This window comes from Leifsonia sp. A12D58 (assembly GCF_047530025.1).
Lineage (GTDB): Bacteria > Actinomycetota > Actinomycetes > Actinomycetales > Microbacteriaceae > Cryobacterium.
In genome coordinates this window covers 298,601-312,920 of sequence record NZ_JBLJAT010000003.1, presented here as the reverse complement: position 1 = coordinate 312,920, position 14,320 = coordinate 298,601, and the positions used below count along the sequence as shown (strand labels likewise).

14 protein-coding genes are annotated in these 14,320 nt (G+C 64.2%); 11 read left to right on the top strand and 3 right to left on the bottom strand.

Features of this window, described 5'->3' with window-relative positions; translation table 11 throughout:
• Positions 1-8 precede the first annotated feature (8 nt).
• The 3 genes from ACMT3I_RS09790 to ACMT3I_RS09780 all read left to right on the top strand — a co-directional run bounded on the left by ACMT3I_RS09790 (position 9) and on the right by ACMT3I_RS09780 (position 2,028).
• Positions 9-398 (top strand): Sec-independent protein translocase TatB, encoded by a 390-nt coding sequence (locus ACMT3I_RS09790; RefSeq protein WP_414804299.1) that lies wholly within the window; start codon positions 9-11, stop codon positions 396-398.
• The gene (locus tag ACMT3I_RS09785) at positions 395-997 is read left to right on the top strand and encodes a fumarylacetoacetate hydrolase family protein (protein ID WP_414804298.1); all 603 of its coding nucleotides are present in this window, start codon (positions 395-397) and stop codon (positions 995-997) included. The genes ACMT3I_RS09790 and ACMT3I_RS09785 overlap by 4 nt, the downstream gene beginning before the upstream one ends.
• Before the next feature lie 68 nt (positions 998-1,065).
• Entirely contained in the window at positions 1,066-2,028 is a 963-nt protein-coding gene (locus ACMT3I_RS09780; protein ID WP_414804297.1) for an acetylxylan esterase, read from the top strand.
• 20 nt (positions 2,029-2,048) lie between these two features.
• On the opposite strand, the gene ACMT3I_RS09775 is transcribed toward ACMT3I_RS09780, so the two are convergent.
• A complete protein-coding gene (locus ACMT3I_RS09775; protein ID WP_414804296.1) occupies positions 2,049-2,795 on the bottom strand; it encodes a FadR/GntR family transcriptional regulator in 747 nt (248 codons plus the stop codon).
• A gap of 173 nt (positions 2,796-2,968) precedes the next feature.
• Here ACMT3I_RS09775 and ACMT3I_RS09770 point away from each other — a divergent pair, with 173 nt between their 5' ends.
• The 7 genes from ACMT3I_RS09770 to ACMT3I_RS09740 all read left to right on the top strand — a co-directional run bounded on the left by ACMT3I_RS09770 (position 2,969) and on the right by ACMT3I_RS09740 (position 10,919).
• Positions 2,969-4,513, top strand: coding sequence for an ABC transporter substrate-binding protein (locus ACMT3I_RS09770; protein WP_414804295.1), 1,545 nt, complete (start codon positions 2,969-2,971; stop codon positions 4,511-4,513).
• Between the two features lie 60 nt (positions 4,514-4,573).
• Positions 4,574-5,527 (top strand): ABC transporter permease, encoded by a 954-nt coding sequence (locus ACMT3I_RS09765; RefSeq protein ID WP_414804294.1) that lies wholly within the window; start codon positions 4,574-4,576, stop codon positions 5,525-5,527.
• 2 nt (positions 5,528-5,529) lie between these two features.
• Positions 5,530-7,512, top strand: a complete 1,983-nt coding sequence (locus ACMT3I_RS09760; RefSeq protein ID WP_414804293.1) for a dipeptide/oligopeptide/nickel ABC transporter permease/ATP-binding protein — start codon at positions 5,530-5,532, stop codon at positions 7,510-7,512.
• Positions 7,509-8,312, top strand: coding sequence for an ATP-binding cassette domain-containing protein (locus tag ACMT3I_RS09755; RefSeq protein ID WP_414804292.1), 804 nt, complete (start codon positions 7,509-7,511; stop codon positions 8,310-8,312). The genes ACMT3I_RS09760 and ACMT3I_RS09755 overlap by 4 nt, the downstream gene beginning before the upstream one ends.
• A gap of 23 nt (positions 8,313-8,335) precedes the next feature.
• Positions 8,336-9,262, top strand: a complete 927-nt coding sequence (locus ACMT3I_RS09750) for a dihydrodipicolinate synthase family protein (RefSeq protein WP_414804291.1) — start codon at positions 8,336-8,338, stop codon at positions 9,260-9,262.
• Positions 9,259-10,170 carry an ROK family protein gene (locus ACMT3I_RS09745; protein ID WP_414804290.1) on the top strand — a complete coding sequence of 304 codons (912 nt, stop codon included), beginning with the start codon at positions 9,259-9,261 and terminating at the stop codon, positions 10,168-10,170. Before ACMT3I_RS09750 ends, ACMT3I_RS09745 begins: the two co-directional genes overlap by 4 nt.
• Positions 10,171-10,241: 71 nt before the next feature.
• Positions 10,242-10,919 carry an N-acetylmannosamine-6-phosphate 2-epimerase gene (locus tag ACMT3I_RS09740; RefSeq protein WP_414804289.1) on the top strand — a complete coding sequence of 226 codons (678 nt, stop codon included), beginning with the start codon at positions 10,242-10,244 and terminating at the stop codon, positions 10,917-10,919.
• Positions 10,920-10,930: 11 nt separating this feature from the next.
• On the opposite strand, the gene ACMT3I_RS09735 is transcribed toward ACMT3I_RS09740, so the two are convergent.
• Complete coding sequence (locus ACMT3I_RS09735) at positions 10,931-12,319, bottom strand: FAD-binding oxidoreductase (protein ID WP_414804288.1); 1,389 nt, start codon at positions 12,317-12,319, stop codon at positions 10,931-10,933.
• Positions 12,320-12,465: 146 nt separating this feature from the next.
• Positions 12,466-13,641 (bottom strand): alanine dehydrogenase, encoded by a 1,176-nt coding sequence (ald, locus tag ACMT3I_RS09730; protein WP_414804287.1) that lies wholly within the window; start codon positions 13,639-13,641, stop codon positions 12,466-12,468.
• A gap of 134 nt (positions 13,642-13,775) precedes the next feature.
• Here ald and ACMT3I_RS09725 point away from each other — a divergent pair, with 134 nt between their 5' ends.
• Positions 13,776-14,261, top strand: a complete 486-nt coding sequence (locus ACMT3I_RS09725; RefSeq protein ID WP_414804286.1) for an Lrp/AsnC family transcriptional regulator — start codon at positions 13,776-13,778, stop codon at positions 14,259-14,261.
• Positions 14,262-14,320: the final 59 nt, after the last annotated feature.

The window sequence follows — 14,320 nt, the reverse complement described above, 5'->3', positions numbered from 1 at the left end:
GAGTCACCGTGTTCGGTTTGACTTTCGACAAGATCACCATCATTGCGATCATCGCGGCCTTCCTGCTCGGCCCTGAGCGCATCCCGCACTACGCGGCGCTGCTCGGACGGTTCGTGCGCAAGGCGAAGGAAATGGCGAACGGCGCGAAGGATCGCCTGAAAGACGAGATGGGCCCTGAGTTCGACGAGGTCGACTGGAAGAAGCTCAATCCCAGCCAGTACGACCCGCGCCGGATCATCCGCGATGCCCTGTTTGAAGACGAGGCGCCCGCGCCGCGGGTGACACGCGCGCCAGCTTCAGTTCTCACGCCCAGCGCTGCGAAGCCCACAATTGCTGACCGGGCGGCTGAACGAGCCGCTGAAGACATCCCCCAACCGCTGAAAGGCACACTCGAGTGAAGATCGCACGCACAACCACCCCTGGCCTCGTCGTCGGAATCGGCCACAACGCCGACCCAGAAACGAAGCTTCCGATCCAGGCCTGGTTGAAGTCGGTGCGCACAGTTGCGGCCGATGGCGACGCGATCGTGCTTGCCCCGGATGCCGGAGCCGTCGTCGTCGAGGGAGAGCTGGCCGTCGTCATCGGCCGCACCGCGACGCGCCTGACCGCAGAGAACGCGCTTGAGCACGTGCTGGGATACACGATCGTGAACGACGTGACGAGCGGCGATCGCAACGCCATCGACAACAAGAACTTCGAGAGCAAGTCGGGCATCAACTACACGCCGCTCGGGTCGTGGATCGAGACCGAAATCACCGACCCGGAGAACCTCGAGATCATCGTCGAGGTCAACGGCGCCGTCGTCGCGAGCTCCGGCACGTTCAACCTGCCGTCCCGTGTCGTCGACACCCTTGTCTACGTCACCCGCTGGATGACGCTGGAGCCCGGCGACGTCGTCATGACCGGGTCGCCAAACACCGCGGCCGTCGTTACGCCCGGCGACGAGGTGGCGATCACGATTCCCGAGATCGGCACCCTCCGCAATACAGTTCGCTAGCGCCGCCCGTCACGCCGAAAGCGCCCGTCACGCCGACGGAGCGCCCGCCCCATCGAGAGAGTCAGTCAATGCTGTTAGACCTGCCCGAATCCCAGTTGTACGAGTACCGAAGCGCACAGGTTGATCCTGCTGACTTCGATACGTTCTGGGACGAGACCCTTGCGTCGGCCAGGAGCCACGCGCTCAACGTCGAGGTGCAGCCAGTCGATTCGGGGCTGGCGACCCTCGACGTCTACGACGTGACGTTCTCGGGCTATGACGGCGAGCGGATCAAGGCGTGGCTGCGGGTTCCTGCCGGCACAACCGGCGCGCTGCCGACGATCGTGCAGTTCCATGGCTACGGCCGCGGCCGCGGTGACGCGATCGAGAACCTGCTCTGGGCCTCGGCCGGTTACGCCCACCTGGAACTCGATACCAGAGGGCAGGCCTGGAGCGGATCTCGGGGGAGCACCCCCGACCTGTCCGGCTCCGGCCCGCAGGTTCCCGGTTTCCTGACCAGGGGCATCGGCTCTAAGGAGACCTACTACTACCGTCGACTGATCGTCGACGCGGTACGCCTCGTCGATGCCGTCGCCGAGCTGCCTTTCACCGACGCCGCCCGCACGATGATCACCGGTATCAGCCAGGGTGGTGGACTTGCGCTCGCTGTGGCCGGCCTCGTCCCTGGGCTTGCTGCTGTCGCCGCCCGCGTGCCGTTCCTCTGCGACTTTCCGCGCGCAATCATGATCACAGACAGCAACCCCTACAAAGAGATCGCCAACTACCTCGCCTGGTATCGCGAGGATGTCGGGGCGGTCATGACCACGCTGGCGTACTTCGACGGTGTCAACTTTGCCAAGCGGGCGAGCGCACCGGTGTGGCTCTCCGCCGCGCTGATGGACCCCATCTGCCCGCCATCAACGATCTTCGGGGCGTACAACAACTACGCGGGCGCCAAGGAGATCACCGTCTGGCCGTTCAACGGCCATGAGGGTGGCGGCGTCGACGACGAGTTGCTCGTGCTCGACGTCGCCCGGCGTGCGCTCAGCTAGCTGAGGTTGTTCAGCGGCGGTCAGCTCGCAGGTGTTGCGCTTCGCAGCGCCACCTTTTCGAGTGACCGGCGCAGCGGCTGGTAGTGGGCAACGACTGCCTCACGGTAGGCGTCGAGGTCGCCGGCAATGGCCGCGTCGAGCATGGCGCCATGAGCGCGTGCCGTGTCATCGATGTCAGCCGCCGGCGCGATGCCGAGCTTCGGGTAGAGCACGGTGTTGATCTCCCAGAATGCCGTCACAAGCTGTCCGACCAGGGTGTTGTCGAGGTAATCGAGCAGGCGGGTGTGGAAGGCCAGATCTTCTTCAGCGAAGCCGGTGCCGGTTTCAGATTTGGTCACCATCGTCGATACGAGGCTCTTCAGGACCTCGTCGGTGTTGCCGTGCAGTGCCTCGATGATCTGAGGCGCCATGACCAGGTCGAGAGCCTCGCGAACTTCAATGACCTCGCGCAGGGCGGCGAAGTCGTCCTGGGGACGCAGCACGCCACGGAACACCAGGCCCTCGACCAGCGGGGCAAGGGAGAGCTGGCCGACGTAGGTGCCGTAACCATGCTTGACCTCGACGATGTCGAGTGCGGCCAGAGTGCGGATCGCTTCGCGCACGCTCGAGCGGCTCACGCCCAGTTCTGCGCAGATCTCAGCCTCTGTGGGCATGAGGTCTCCTGACTTCAGTCCTTTAGTCAGGATGAAGTCCTTGATCTGGTCGGTGACGGAGCTACGTTTCCGCGATGTTTCGGAGGTGAAAACTCCTGTTTTCGAGATATTCATATCTGGCGACCCCCGCTTGACCTTTCACTCGACTATGGATAGCTTCATTTTAGCACGTAGGACGTCTGACGTCCGATTTAGCTTTCCGCACATTAACGAGAGGCAATCTGATGCTCCAAGAAACACTTCAGGGGAAGACTAGCCGTAGGGTCTTCCTCCAAGCAGCAGGCGCAATGGGTTTGGTGGCAACTCTTGCCGCCTGCAGCGGCCCCGCGTCAACCAACAATGTCGAAGCGCCCAGCACCGCAGCTGCCGGCATCGACAAGAACGGCACCATCGAAGCGGGTATCTCCTACGCGCTGTCCACCGGTTTCGACCCGATGACGACGACCGGCGCTGTTGCCGTCGCCGCCAACTGGCACGTACTTGAAGGCCTCGTCGAGCTGGACCCCGTGACGCGTGAAGTTTACGCAGCACTGGCCGGGGAACTGCCTAAGGTCAAGGGCAAGACCGTCACCGCAACGCTGCGTGATGGAGCGGTCTTCCACGATGGCACTCCTGTGACCGCAGACGATGTCGTCTTCTCGTTCCAGCGCGTGCTTGACCCGGCCAACGCATCGCTCTACCTGACGTTCCTGCCGTTCGTAGAGTCGATCGCCAAGGTCGATGACACCACCGTCGAGATCACGCTCAACCAGGAGACAGCACTCGCACTCGAGCGCCTCTCCGTCGTTAAGATCGTCCCGAAGGCACTCGTTGAAGCCGACAAGGTTGCATTCGACTCGCTGCCGACCGGAACCGGCCCGTACAAGATGCTGTCGGCCGTCAAGGACGACAAGATCACGTACGAGCGCTTCGACGCATACACCGGCCCGCGCCCCGCCCTTGCCGCCGCCATGACCTGGAACCTGCTGTCGGATGCCGCCGCGCGCGTCACCGCAGTGCAGTCAGGCCGCGTCCAGGCCATCGAAGACGTGCCGTACATCGACGTTGCATCGCTGTCGAAGGACGTCAACGTTGAGTCAGTGCAATCGTTCGGTCAGCTGTTCATGATGTTCAACACCTCTGTCGCTCCGTTCGACGACAAGCGCGTGCGTCAGGCATTCCGCTACGCCATCGACTATGACAAGCTCATCAACACGGGCATGCTCGGCCAGGCCACGGCCGCCACGAGCTACCTGCAGAAGGAGCACCCGTCGTACCAGAAGGCGAAGACGACCTACACCTACGACCTCGCGAAGGCCAAGAAGCTTCTGTCGGCCGCTGGAGTTGACGGTCTGTCGATCACGCTGCTGGCCACCGACACCAGCTGGGTGAAGGATGTTCTGCCGCTGATCAAGGAAGACCTCGACGCCGTAGGCATCGCGACGACCATCGACAGCAACCAGTCAGGCGCCCAGTACAAGATCGTTGACGAGGGCAACTACACCGTCATGGTCGCCCCCGGTGACCCGTCGGTCTTCGGCAACGACGCTGACCTGCTGCTGCGCTGGTGGTACGGCGCTGCAACCGTCTGGCCGACCAAGCGTTACCGCTGGGCAGAATCAGCCGAGTTCAAGACTCTGACCGGCTACCTCGACGACGCCATGGCCACCGACGATGCCGACGAGCAGAAGAAACTCTGGGGCAAGGCGTTCGACCTGATCGCCGATGAGTGCCCCGTTTACCCGCTCGTGCACAGGAAGCTGCCGACCGCCTGGGACAAGGACGCCGTCACCGGCTTCGCTCCTGTCTCGTTCACCGGCCTGTCCTTCCTGGACGTCGCGCGCACGGCGTAGTTATCCACCGGGGGTCGGCCGTCTGGCCGGCCCCCACCGTTTCTCGATGAGGAGACATTTGTGACCGCGTTGCTCAGGCTGATGGCCCGACGAATCGCCGTGCTCCCGATTATGATCCTGGGCATCACCGCCCTCGTCTTTTTCGTTATGCAACTCGCGCCGGGAGACCCGGCAATCAACGCTCTCGGTGAGAGCTCATCCGAGGCCGCCAGAGAGGCCTTCCGCAACGAATCGGGTCTGAACGATCCGCTGATCGTGCGGTACCTCGGGTTCCTTGGCAACCTGATCCAGGGCAACCTCGGCTCAACGGTTCCGCCGGCAAGCCCCGTGACGTCCCTGGTCAGCTCAGCCTTCCCGCTGACCCTGCAGCTGACCCTTCTCGGCCTGCTGATCGCCGTGGTGCTCTCGCTCACGATGGGCGTGACCGCCGCGCTGTACCGCGACCGCTGGCCAGACCAGCTCATCCGCGTGATTTCAATCGCAGGTATCGCGGTGCCGTCGTTCTGGCTCGCCATCCTGCTCATCCAGAACTTCGCGCTCGGCCTCGGCTGGTTCCCCACCGGTGGCTACATCAACATCACTGATTCGTTCAGCGGATGGCTCGGCACCATGATCCTGCCCGCCATCTCTCTCGGACTCCCCGTGGCGGCATCCCTCACCCGTGTGGTTCGCACCTCGATGGTGGAGGAGCTCGACCGCGACTATGTGCGAACGGCCATCGGAAGCGGGCTGCCCCGCAGCGTCGTCGTCAGCCGCAACGTGCTGCGCAACGCGCTCATCACGCCGGTGACGGTGCTCGGCCTGCGCGTCGGCTACCTGATCGGTGGCGCCGTCATCATCGAGGTCATCTTCGACCTGCCCGGAATGGGCAAGCTCATCCTCAACGGTGTGACCAACAACGACATCAACCTCGTGCAGGGTGTCACGCTCACGGTTGCCCTCGCCTTCGTGATCGTCAACATCATCGTCGACATGCTGTACCTGATCATCAACCCACGAATTCGGACGGTGTAACGATGCGTCGATCACTCAGCGACCGCTTGAGCGTCCCCGCACAGCGCTTCGGCGCCATGCCCCTCGGCTCGAAGATTGCCCTGGCATTCTTCGGTGTCATTGTTCTGCTGGCGATCTTCGCCCCGGTCATTGCGCCGTACGACCCGCTGAAGTCGGGCATCCCGGCACTGCCGCCGTCGTTCGAGCACCTGTTCGGCACCGACCGCAACGGCCGCGACATCTTCTCGCGCCTGTTGTACGGTGCCCGGTACTCGCTGGCCATCGGCCTCGGAGCCACGTCGCTGGCACTCATCGCCGGAGCCATCGTCGGCTCGATCGCTGCCACAGCCTCTCGTTGGTTGAGCGAGACGATCATGCGTGTGCTCGACATCATCATGTCGTTCCCCGGCATCGCGCTGGCGATCGTGTTCGTTGCCGTCTTCGGCAAGGAACTGCCGGTGCTGATCTGCACCATCGCGTTCCTCTACGTTCCGCAGATCGCACGCATCGTGCGGGCCAACGTCATCGCGCAGTTCGGCGAGGACTACGTCTCGGCCGAACGCGTGATGGGCGCCCGCCTGCCGCACATCCTGATCTGGCACGTCGCCCGCAACTGTGCTGCACCGATCATGGTGTTCGTCACCGTGCTGGTTGCCGACGCGATCGTGTTCGAGGCCAGCCTGTCGTTCATCGGCGCCGGCGTGCAGGACCCCGCACCGTCATGGGGCAACGTCATCTCCTCCGGCCGCAACCTGCTGCTGAGCGGTGGCTGGTGGGCGACGTTCTTCCCCGGCATGCTCATCCTGTTCACGGTGCTGTCGCTCAACATCCTCGCTGAGGGCCTCACCGATGCACTGGTGAAGCCGGCAACCAAGAACGCCAAGGCCGTTGCCGCAGTGTCGGCAGCCGACAGCGCTACAGACGAAACGTCACCTGTCGAGCTCGCCGCAGCATCTGTACCGCTTGAGGTTCACCTGGCACAGCTGCGCGCGAACGAGCTGGGCCGCACCGACCGTCTGGTCTACACCGCAGACGCTGCGCCTCTTCTCGAGGTGAAGAACCTCAGCATCCGCTTCCCGAAGCGTCACGGTGACATCGCCGTCGTCGACAACGTGAGCTTCTCGGTTCGGCCAGAAGAGACGATGGCGCTCGTCGGCGAATCCGGCTGTGGCAAGAGCATCACAAGCCTGGCGATCATGGGCCTGCTGCCGGACACCGCCGAGATCACCGGCCAGATCCTCTTCGAGGGTCGCGACCTGCTGACCATGCCGGCCAAGGAACGCCAGGCGCTGCTCGGGCATGAGATGGCGATGGTCTACCAGGACGCCCTGAGCTCGCTCAACCCGTCGATGCTCATCCGTTCGCAGCTCGGCCAGCTCATCAAGCGCGGCGGCACTCGCAGCGCAGAAGAGCTGCTTCAGCTCGTCGGCCTCGATCCTGACCGCACCCTGAAGAGCTACCCGCACGAGCTCTCAGGCGGCCAGCGTCAGCGCGTGCTGATCGCCATGGCGCTCACCCGTGACCCGAAGCTCATCGTGGCAGACGAGCCGACAACGGCACTGGATGTCACGGTGCAGGCCCAGGTCATCGACCTGCTCAACGAGCTGCGCGAGAAGCTCGGCTTCGCCATGGTGTTCGTCAGCCATGACCTCGCCCTCGTCGCTGAGCTCGCTCACCGCATCACCGTGATGTACGCCGGTCAGGTGGTTGAATCCGCACCGACGGTCAGCCTGCTGACCAGCCCGCGCCACGAGTACACCAGGGGACTGCTTGGCTCCGTGCTGTCGATCGAAGACGGCGCAAGCCGCCTGCACCAGATCCCAGGCACAGTTCCGTCGCCGCGTGACTTCGCGACGGGTGACCGCTTCGCTCCTCGCTCGCTCACCGGCGACCTGGTGCGAGCCGAACGCCCGGAACTGCGTGCGATCCCTGGCACCGTGCACTTCGTGTCGACCCATGACGATGCCCTCCTGGCACCCGATACAGAAATGGAGGCCGCACGATGACCACCAGTAGCGAGATCCTGCGGCTTGACGACATCCACGTCATCCACACCGCCCGCACCGGAACGCTGTTCCGCCGCGACAAGGTGCACGCCGTCAACGGAGTGAGCCTCACCCTCAACCGCGGCGAGACCATCGGTATCGTGGGCGAGTCCGGCTGTGGCAAGTCGACACTTGCCCGGGTGATGGTCGGGCTCCAGTCGCCGACCTCTGGCACCGTCTCCTTCAAGGGAAACGACATTGTCAAGCGTGACCAGGCAACAGCCAAGGCATACGGCAAGTCAGTGTCGATCATCTTCCAGGACCCCTCGACGGCGTTGAACGCCCGGATGTCGGTACACGACATCCTGTTGGACCCCCTCAAGGTGCACGGCATCGGTACGCCGGCCCAGCGGGAGTCCCGCGTACGGGAGCTGCTGCACCTGGTTGGCTTGCCAGCCTCAACGAGTGAGGTGTTCCCCGGCCAGGTCTCGGGTGGCCAGCGCCAGCGTGTTGCCATCGCCAGGGCGCTCGCCCTCGACCCCGACATCATCGTGGCCGACGAACCGACAAGCGCACTCGACGTGTCGGTGCGGGCGCAGATCCTCAACCTGCTCAGTGACCTCAAAGAACGCCTCAACCTCGGCATGGCATTCATCTCGCACGATATCCAGACGGTGCGCTACGTCTCGGACCGCATCGTCGTGATGAAAGCCGGTCGCGTCGTTGAAGAGGGTCCAGCCGAGAGCGTTTTCTCTAACCCGACCGATGCATACACCCGCACTCTGCTGAGCGCGGCCCCCAGTCTTCTCGCCAATCACTAACAGAACCTCAGGAGTTTATTCTTATGTCTGCATCCACTTTCGGCGGCGTTGTTCCCCCCGTTGTCACCCCGCTGACCGCCGATGGCGCAATCGACCTCGTCTCGTTTGAGCGTCTGGTCAACCACCTCATCGATGGCGGCGTCGACGGCCTCTTCGTTCTCGGTTCGTCAGGTGAGGTCGCCTTCCTCTCCGACGCCGACCGCTCACTCATCCTGAACGAGGCCGTGCGTATCTCCGCCGGCCGCGTCAAGGTAATGACCGGCGTCAACGACATGACCCCGGCGAGAGTCATCCAGCAGATCCGCCTGGCCGAGGCTGCCGGAGTCGACGCGATCGTCGCGACGGCGCCGTTCTACACGCTGCCGAACCAGGCCGAAATCGAGACGCACTTCCGTCTCATCGCCGCTGCAACAGCGCTGCCGATCTTCGCGTACGACGTGCCAGTGCGCGTGCACAACAAGCTGGGCCACGAGATGCTCGTGCGCCTCGGTACAGAGGGCGTTATCGCCGGTGTCAAGGATTCCAGCGGTGACAACGTCGGCTTCCGCCGTCTCGTGATGGCCAACCGCGCTGCAGGCAGCCCCCTCGTACTGTTCACCGGTCACGAGGTCGTCGTTGACGGTGCACTGCTGCTCGGCGCAGACGGCGTCGTTCCCGGACTCGGCAACGTTGACCCGAAGCGCTACGTCGACCTGTTCGCTGCATCGAAGGCCGGGGACTGGGATGCCGTGCGTCGCATCCAGGACGAGCTCGCTGAGCTGTTCGAGATCGTCTTCCAGGCCACGGGCGTCAGCGGAGAAGCCGCCGGACTCGGCGCATTCAAGACTGCTCTTGCCCACCTCGGCGTTATCTCGACGAACCTGATGTCGCCTCCCGTGCCCGCACTCACCGGCGACACCGTTGAGCGCATCCAGGCGATCGTCGACCGTGCAGGCCTCTTGGTGCGATGACCTTCACAATCGGCGTCGATCTCGGCGGAACCAAGACGGCCGCGGGTCTCGTTCGGGCTGATGGCAGCGTCACATTTCGTGTGACGGCTGCCACCCCGGCGGCATCCGGACCAGAAGCCGTGCTCGCCACAATCGTTGATCTGGCGTCGACCGTGATCGATTCCGCACCCGGCGCCGTTATCGCCGGGTGCGGTATCGGCGCAGCCGGCGTGATCGATCCGGTGAGTCGCACTGTGCGCGCCGCGACGGACTCACTCCCTGGCTGGGCGGGAACGTTGCTCGGTGATGAGATCGAACGCCGGATCGGCTTGCCGGTCGCCACGGTGAACGACGTGCACGCCCATGCGCTCGGTGAAGCGATTCATGGAGCCGGCAACGGAGAGCGCACGGTTCTGGTCGTGGCTGCGGGAACCGGCATCGGCGGGGCACTCGTCATCGACGGTGCGCTGCAGTCCGGTCGGCACGGTGCCGCCGGCCATTACGGGCACATTCCGGCAGAAGAAGCTGCCGGAATCACCTGCTCCTGTGGCCGAGTCGGTCATCTGGAAGCTATTGCGTCCGGGCCGGCGATCCTGGCGGCGTACCTGCGCAGGGGCGGCGCGTCAGCCGCAGACACCCAGGCGGTGTTCGCTCGCGCCGACGAGGGCGATGCTCTCGCGGCTGAGGTCATCGCCATTGCCGCCACCGCGATGGGGCGCGCGATCGGCGGCCTCATCAACAGCCTCGATCCCGACCTCGTCATCGTCGGGGGAGGGCTCGCGTCTGCAGGCGCCCGCTGGTGGGACACGGTCGTCGCCGCCGCTCGCGGCGAATCCATGGATCTGCTCACCGGCTGCCGGATCGTGCAGCCGACGCTGGGCGCCGATTCGGCGATCGTCGGTGCCGCCTCACTGGTCAGCGCCGCCTGACTGGTCAGCGCCGCCTGAGTGATCGATCCCGATACATCCTCACCCCTCGAACCCACGAACGGAACCTCAGAATGACCCTCCAGAACCTCGCCGCTCTTAAAGGTGGCCTCGTCGTCTCGTGCCAGGCATACCCGGATGAACCCATGCGGCACCCGGAAACCATGACGCAGATCGCCGAAGCCGCCGTACGCGGCGGGGCAGTGGGCATCCGCGCGCAAGGGATCGACGACATCCGTTTGATCCATGAGCGGGTATCTCTGCCGCAGATCGGTCTGTGGAAAGACGGAGATGACCCCGTCTTCATCACGCCGACGCTTGAACACGCGCTGGCTGTCGTCCGCGCTGGTGCCGAGATCGTCGCGATCGACGGCACCCGCCGCCCGCGTCCGGATGGCCTGACCCTGGCCGAGACCATCGCGCGCATCCATGCCGAAACGACGGCACTGGTGATGGCGGATGTCGGATCGGTGGCCGACGGTATCGCTGCCTACGAGGCCGGCGCCGATTGCGTCGGCACCACCCTCTGTGGCTACACGGGCGAGCGACCGAAGACCGATGGGCCCGACCTCGAGGTGCTTCGCGAACTCGCGGCAGCACTGCCGATCCCGGTGATTGCCGAAGGCCGTGTGCACACCCCTGCCCAGGCTTCAGCCTGCATCGACGCCGGTGCATTCGCCGTTGTCGTCGGTACGGCCATCACGCACCCGACGACGATCACCACCTGGTTCGCGGCCTCGGTCGCACGCTGACCAGAGTTCGCTCAGAACTTCGGCGGAACGTTCGGGTTGAGCCTGAACACGTTCTGCGGATCCCACTGCGCTTTGACGCGTGCGAGCCGTTCGTAAAGGGTGCCGAACGAGGCACGCATCAACTCGCGGTTCTCCTCCTGGAGCCCGGCGAAGTTCATGTAGCGCGTGCCCATTGAGAACGGTTCGAGCTCTGAGACGAACGAGCGGGCCCAGTCGATGTTCGCCTCGTCTTCGTGTGCATCGATCCAGTTGGCCTCCGGATTCACCAGGAAGGGGGCATCCGTCGTGGTCAAAGCCCCATCGACCTGTGCCCGGGCGGCCCCGGCCATATGCCAGACGTCGATGCTGCTGAGGTCTGACGGGGCATCGGCGCCCGCCAGCACGATCAGGGCGATCGCCTCATCATCGAGCCGATCAAGGCGAAGGGACTTCCAGTAGTAGTGAAAGCCCTCAGGGTAGTCCTCGTCGAATACGCCTTGCACCGCCGTGTATGGCATCGCGCCAGAGGCATCGAACAAGAGCGTGCCGAAATCGTGTAGCGGCCGCAGGAGTTCGGCTCCTCGTGCCGGATCTCCGACGAACAGGCCGGAAAACCCAATGAACGGGATGCCGACGAGGTCGTCAGCGAATCCGTCTGCGCCCTCTGCAACAACCCCGAGGCTTGCGACTGCGCTGATCTCAGGGGGTGCGTCAGCGCAGAAATCACGAAACGCTTTGAGACCGCGGACGCCCTCGTTGCCGCGTGCGTCATGGGCGACGAAGAGAAAGTAGATCTCGGGGCCCACCGGATGCAACATAAAGGTGAAGCGGGTGACGACTCCCATGTTTCCGCCACCCCCTCGAAGCGCCCAGAGCAGGTCGGAGTTGGTGTCGTGGTCTGTGGTCACCACGGCGCAATCAGCGGTGACGACCTCGGCGGCGATCAAGCTCATGCAGCTGGGGCCGTACATATTGCGAAGCCAGCCGTACCCGCCGCCCAGCGTTAGCCCGCCAACGCCGGTCCGAGAGAAGACGCCGCCGGGAACGGCGAGTCCGAACTCCTGGGTGACGGCATCCACCTGTCCCCAGGTCGCGCCGCCACCGACGGTGACCGTGCGCGTGCCTTCATCGACGGTGACCTCGTGCATCGGCGAAAGGTCGAGCACGATGCCGCCGTCGACGGTGCCGTAGCCGGCGACGCTGTGGCCGCCGCCTCGGACGGCGATCGGAAAATGATGCGCCCGTGCGAAGGCGATTCCCTGCTGCACATCGTGAGCTGACGTGCACCAGATGATCGCAGACGGGTATTTGTCGATCAGGCCGTTCCACACGTGCCTGGCATCCGGATAGCCGGGTTGCCCCGGCAGCATGAGCGTGCCTTCGAGACGAGATTGCAGCGCGGGAAAATCTGGAGACGCCATGTCACCACCCCCAACAGCGTGGCGCGCGCTCAGACCGTGACGCCACCTGGAACGGTGGCCCGATCGAACGATGCAACAAACGTACCCGCCGACCCGGCGTCCTTCAATGGGGCGCCGGCCGACGGATGGAGTTTTGCTGGTGGTGGTTAAGCCGAGGCGAGCGCGCCCTGGCCTGCGGCGGCTGTGGTCTCGGCTGCGGTTTCTGCTTCGGTCAGCGCGACGCGCCAGTCGGCCAGCTCGAGGCCGTGAGCGTCAGACACCGAGCGGTGGGTGACTTTGCCGGCAGCCACGTTGAGCCCCAGCGCCAGCGCAGGGTCGTTCTCCAGCGCCGCGGAGACCCCGAGGTTCGCCAGGGCAACGGCGTAGCGCAGGGTGACGTTGGTGAGCGCGTACGTCGAGGTGTTGGGAACAGCGCCCGGCATGTTGGCGACGCAGTAGAAGATCGTCTCGTGCACCGGGTAAGTGGGGCTCTCGTGCGTCGTCGCGTGGGTGTCCTCGAAGCAACCACCCTGGTCGACGGCGATGTCAACGAGAACCGAGCCGGCACGCATCCGGGAGACAAGTTCGTTGGTGACGAGCTTGGGTGCTTTGGCGCCAGGGATGAGTACAGAGCCGATGACGAGGTCGGCGTCGACGACTGCTCGCTCAATCTCGTAGGAGTTGGAGGCGACGGTTTTCAGTCGACCGCCGTAGATGGCATCCAGTTCACGCAGGCGGTTGATGTTGATGTCAAGGATCGTGACGTCTGCGCCGGCACCCACGGCTGCAACCGCGGCATTGGTACCGGCGACGCCGGCGCCAAGCACGACGACGCGGGCGGGGCTCACGCCGGGAACACCACCGAGCAGGATGCCCTTGCCGCCGGCCGGAGCCGTCAGCGACTGGGCGCCGACCTGCACGGCCAGACGGCCGGCGACCTCGCTCATCGGGGCGAGGAGGGGGAGTGCACGGTTCTCGCTCTGCACGGTCTCGTAAGCGATTGCCGTCACGCCGGAGGCCATCAGTGCTTCGGTCAATTCAGGTTCTGCGGCCAGGTGAAGGTAGGTGAAGAGCACCAGCCCGGCGCGAAAGTGGCGGTACTCGGATGTGATCGGCTCCTTCACCTTCATCACCATGTCGGCCTCTGCCCACACCTGATCCGCCGTCTCGATGATCGTTGCGCCCGCGAGTGCGTACTCGGCATCCGAAATGCCCGACGCCAGGCCTGCACCTGTCTCGACCAGCACGGTGTGGGAGTTCTTCTGCAGTTCGTTCACGCCCGCAGCGGTGATCGCAACACGGAATTCGTTGTTCTTTACTTCCTTCGGAACACCAATGATCACGAGAAAGTCCTTCGTCTAAAAGATGGTTGGGTGCGAGAAAGACTAAAAGAAATTCGTTTCAATACTGTTTCGACCGTATATGATTCGGCAGATAGCGATATATCTGCTTTTTGATGCGTTACGGAAGAAGCAAAATGGATGTGGGCCCGAACATTGTGCGGCCAATCTCGGAGCTTGACGAGATCGATCTCAAACTCCTGACCCTGTTGAGGGCCGATTCACGCGCAACGAATCTCGCACTTGCCGAGGCCGTCGGGCTTGCACCGTCGACCTGTCTGGCCCGGGTGAAGTCATTGCGTGCCTCCGGCGTGATCGAGCGTTTCACCATCGATGTGGATCCGGCTGCCCTGGGTCGGCCACTTCAAGCCCTGGTTGCCGTGCGGCTCAGCGGGGGAGCGCGCAACATGATGGGCACGTTCGGTGACGAGTTGCGTGCGCTTCCCGAGGTGTCGCAATTCTTCGTGCTCGGCGGCATCGATGACTTTCTCATCCACATCACTGCTCGGGACACCGCGCACGTGCGCAAGTTCGTGCTCGACCACCTGTCGTCGAATCCCGCGGTGGCCGGCACCGAGACCAGCCTGATCTTTGAGCACGCACGGGGGCTTGCTTCGTCGTAGGGGGCTTCTGCCGCGGATACGATGTGTCTTGTCGCGGCCGGTAGTCGCGGGAAGGTGGA

Coding starts and splice junctions, on each gene's coding strand:
- ACMT3I_RS09780 (WP_414804297.1), top strand. CDS start 1,066: ATGCTGTTAGACCTGCCCGAATCCCAGTTGTACGAGTACCGAAGCGCA.
- ACMT3I_RS09775 (WP_414804296.1), bottom strand. CDS start 2,795: ATGAATATCTCGAAAACAGGAGTTTTCACCTCCGAAACATCGCGGAAA.
- ACMT3I_RS09770 (WP_414804295.1), top strand. CDS start 2,969: ATGGGTTTGGTGGCAACTCTTGCCGCCTGCAGCGGCCCCGCGTCAACC.
- ACMT3I_RS09760 (WP_414804293.1), top strand. CDS start 5,530: ATGCGTCGATCACTCAGCGACCGCTTGAGCGTCCCCGCACAGCGCTTC.
- ACMT3I_RS09755 (WP_414804292.1), top strand. CDS start 7,509: ATGACCACCAGTAGCGAGATCCTGCGGCTTGACGACATCCACGTCATC.
- ACMT3I_RS09750 (WP_414804291.1), top strand. CDS start 8,336: ATGTCTGCATCCACTTTCGGCGGCGTTGTTCCCCCCGTTGTCACCCCG.
- ACMT3I_RS09745 (WP_414804290.1), top strand. CDS start 9,259: ATGACCTTCACAATCGGCGTCGATCTCGGCGGAACCAAGACGGCCGCG.
- ACMT3I_RS09740 (WP_414804289.1), top strand. CDS start 10,242: ATGACCCTCCAGAACCTCGCCGCTCTTAAAGGTGGCCTCGTCGTCTCG.
- ACMT3I_RS09735 (WP_414804288.1), bottom strand. CDS start 12,319: ATGGCGTCTCCAGATTTTCCCGCGCTGCAATCTCGTCTCGAAGGCACG.
- ACMT3I_RS09725 (WP_414804286.1), top strand. CDS start 13,776: ATGGATGTGGGCCCGAACATTGTGCGGCCAATCTCGGAGCTTGACGAG.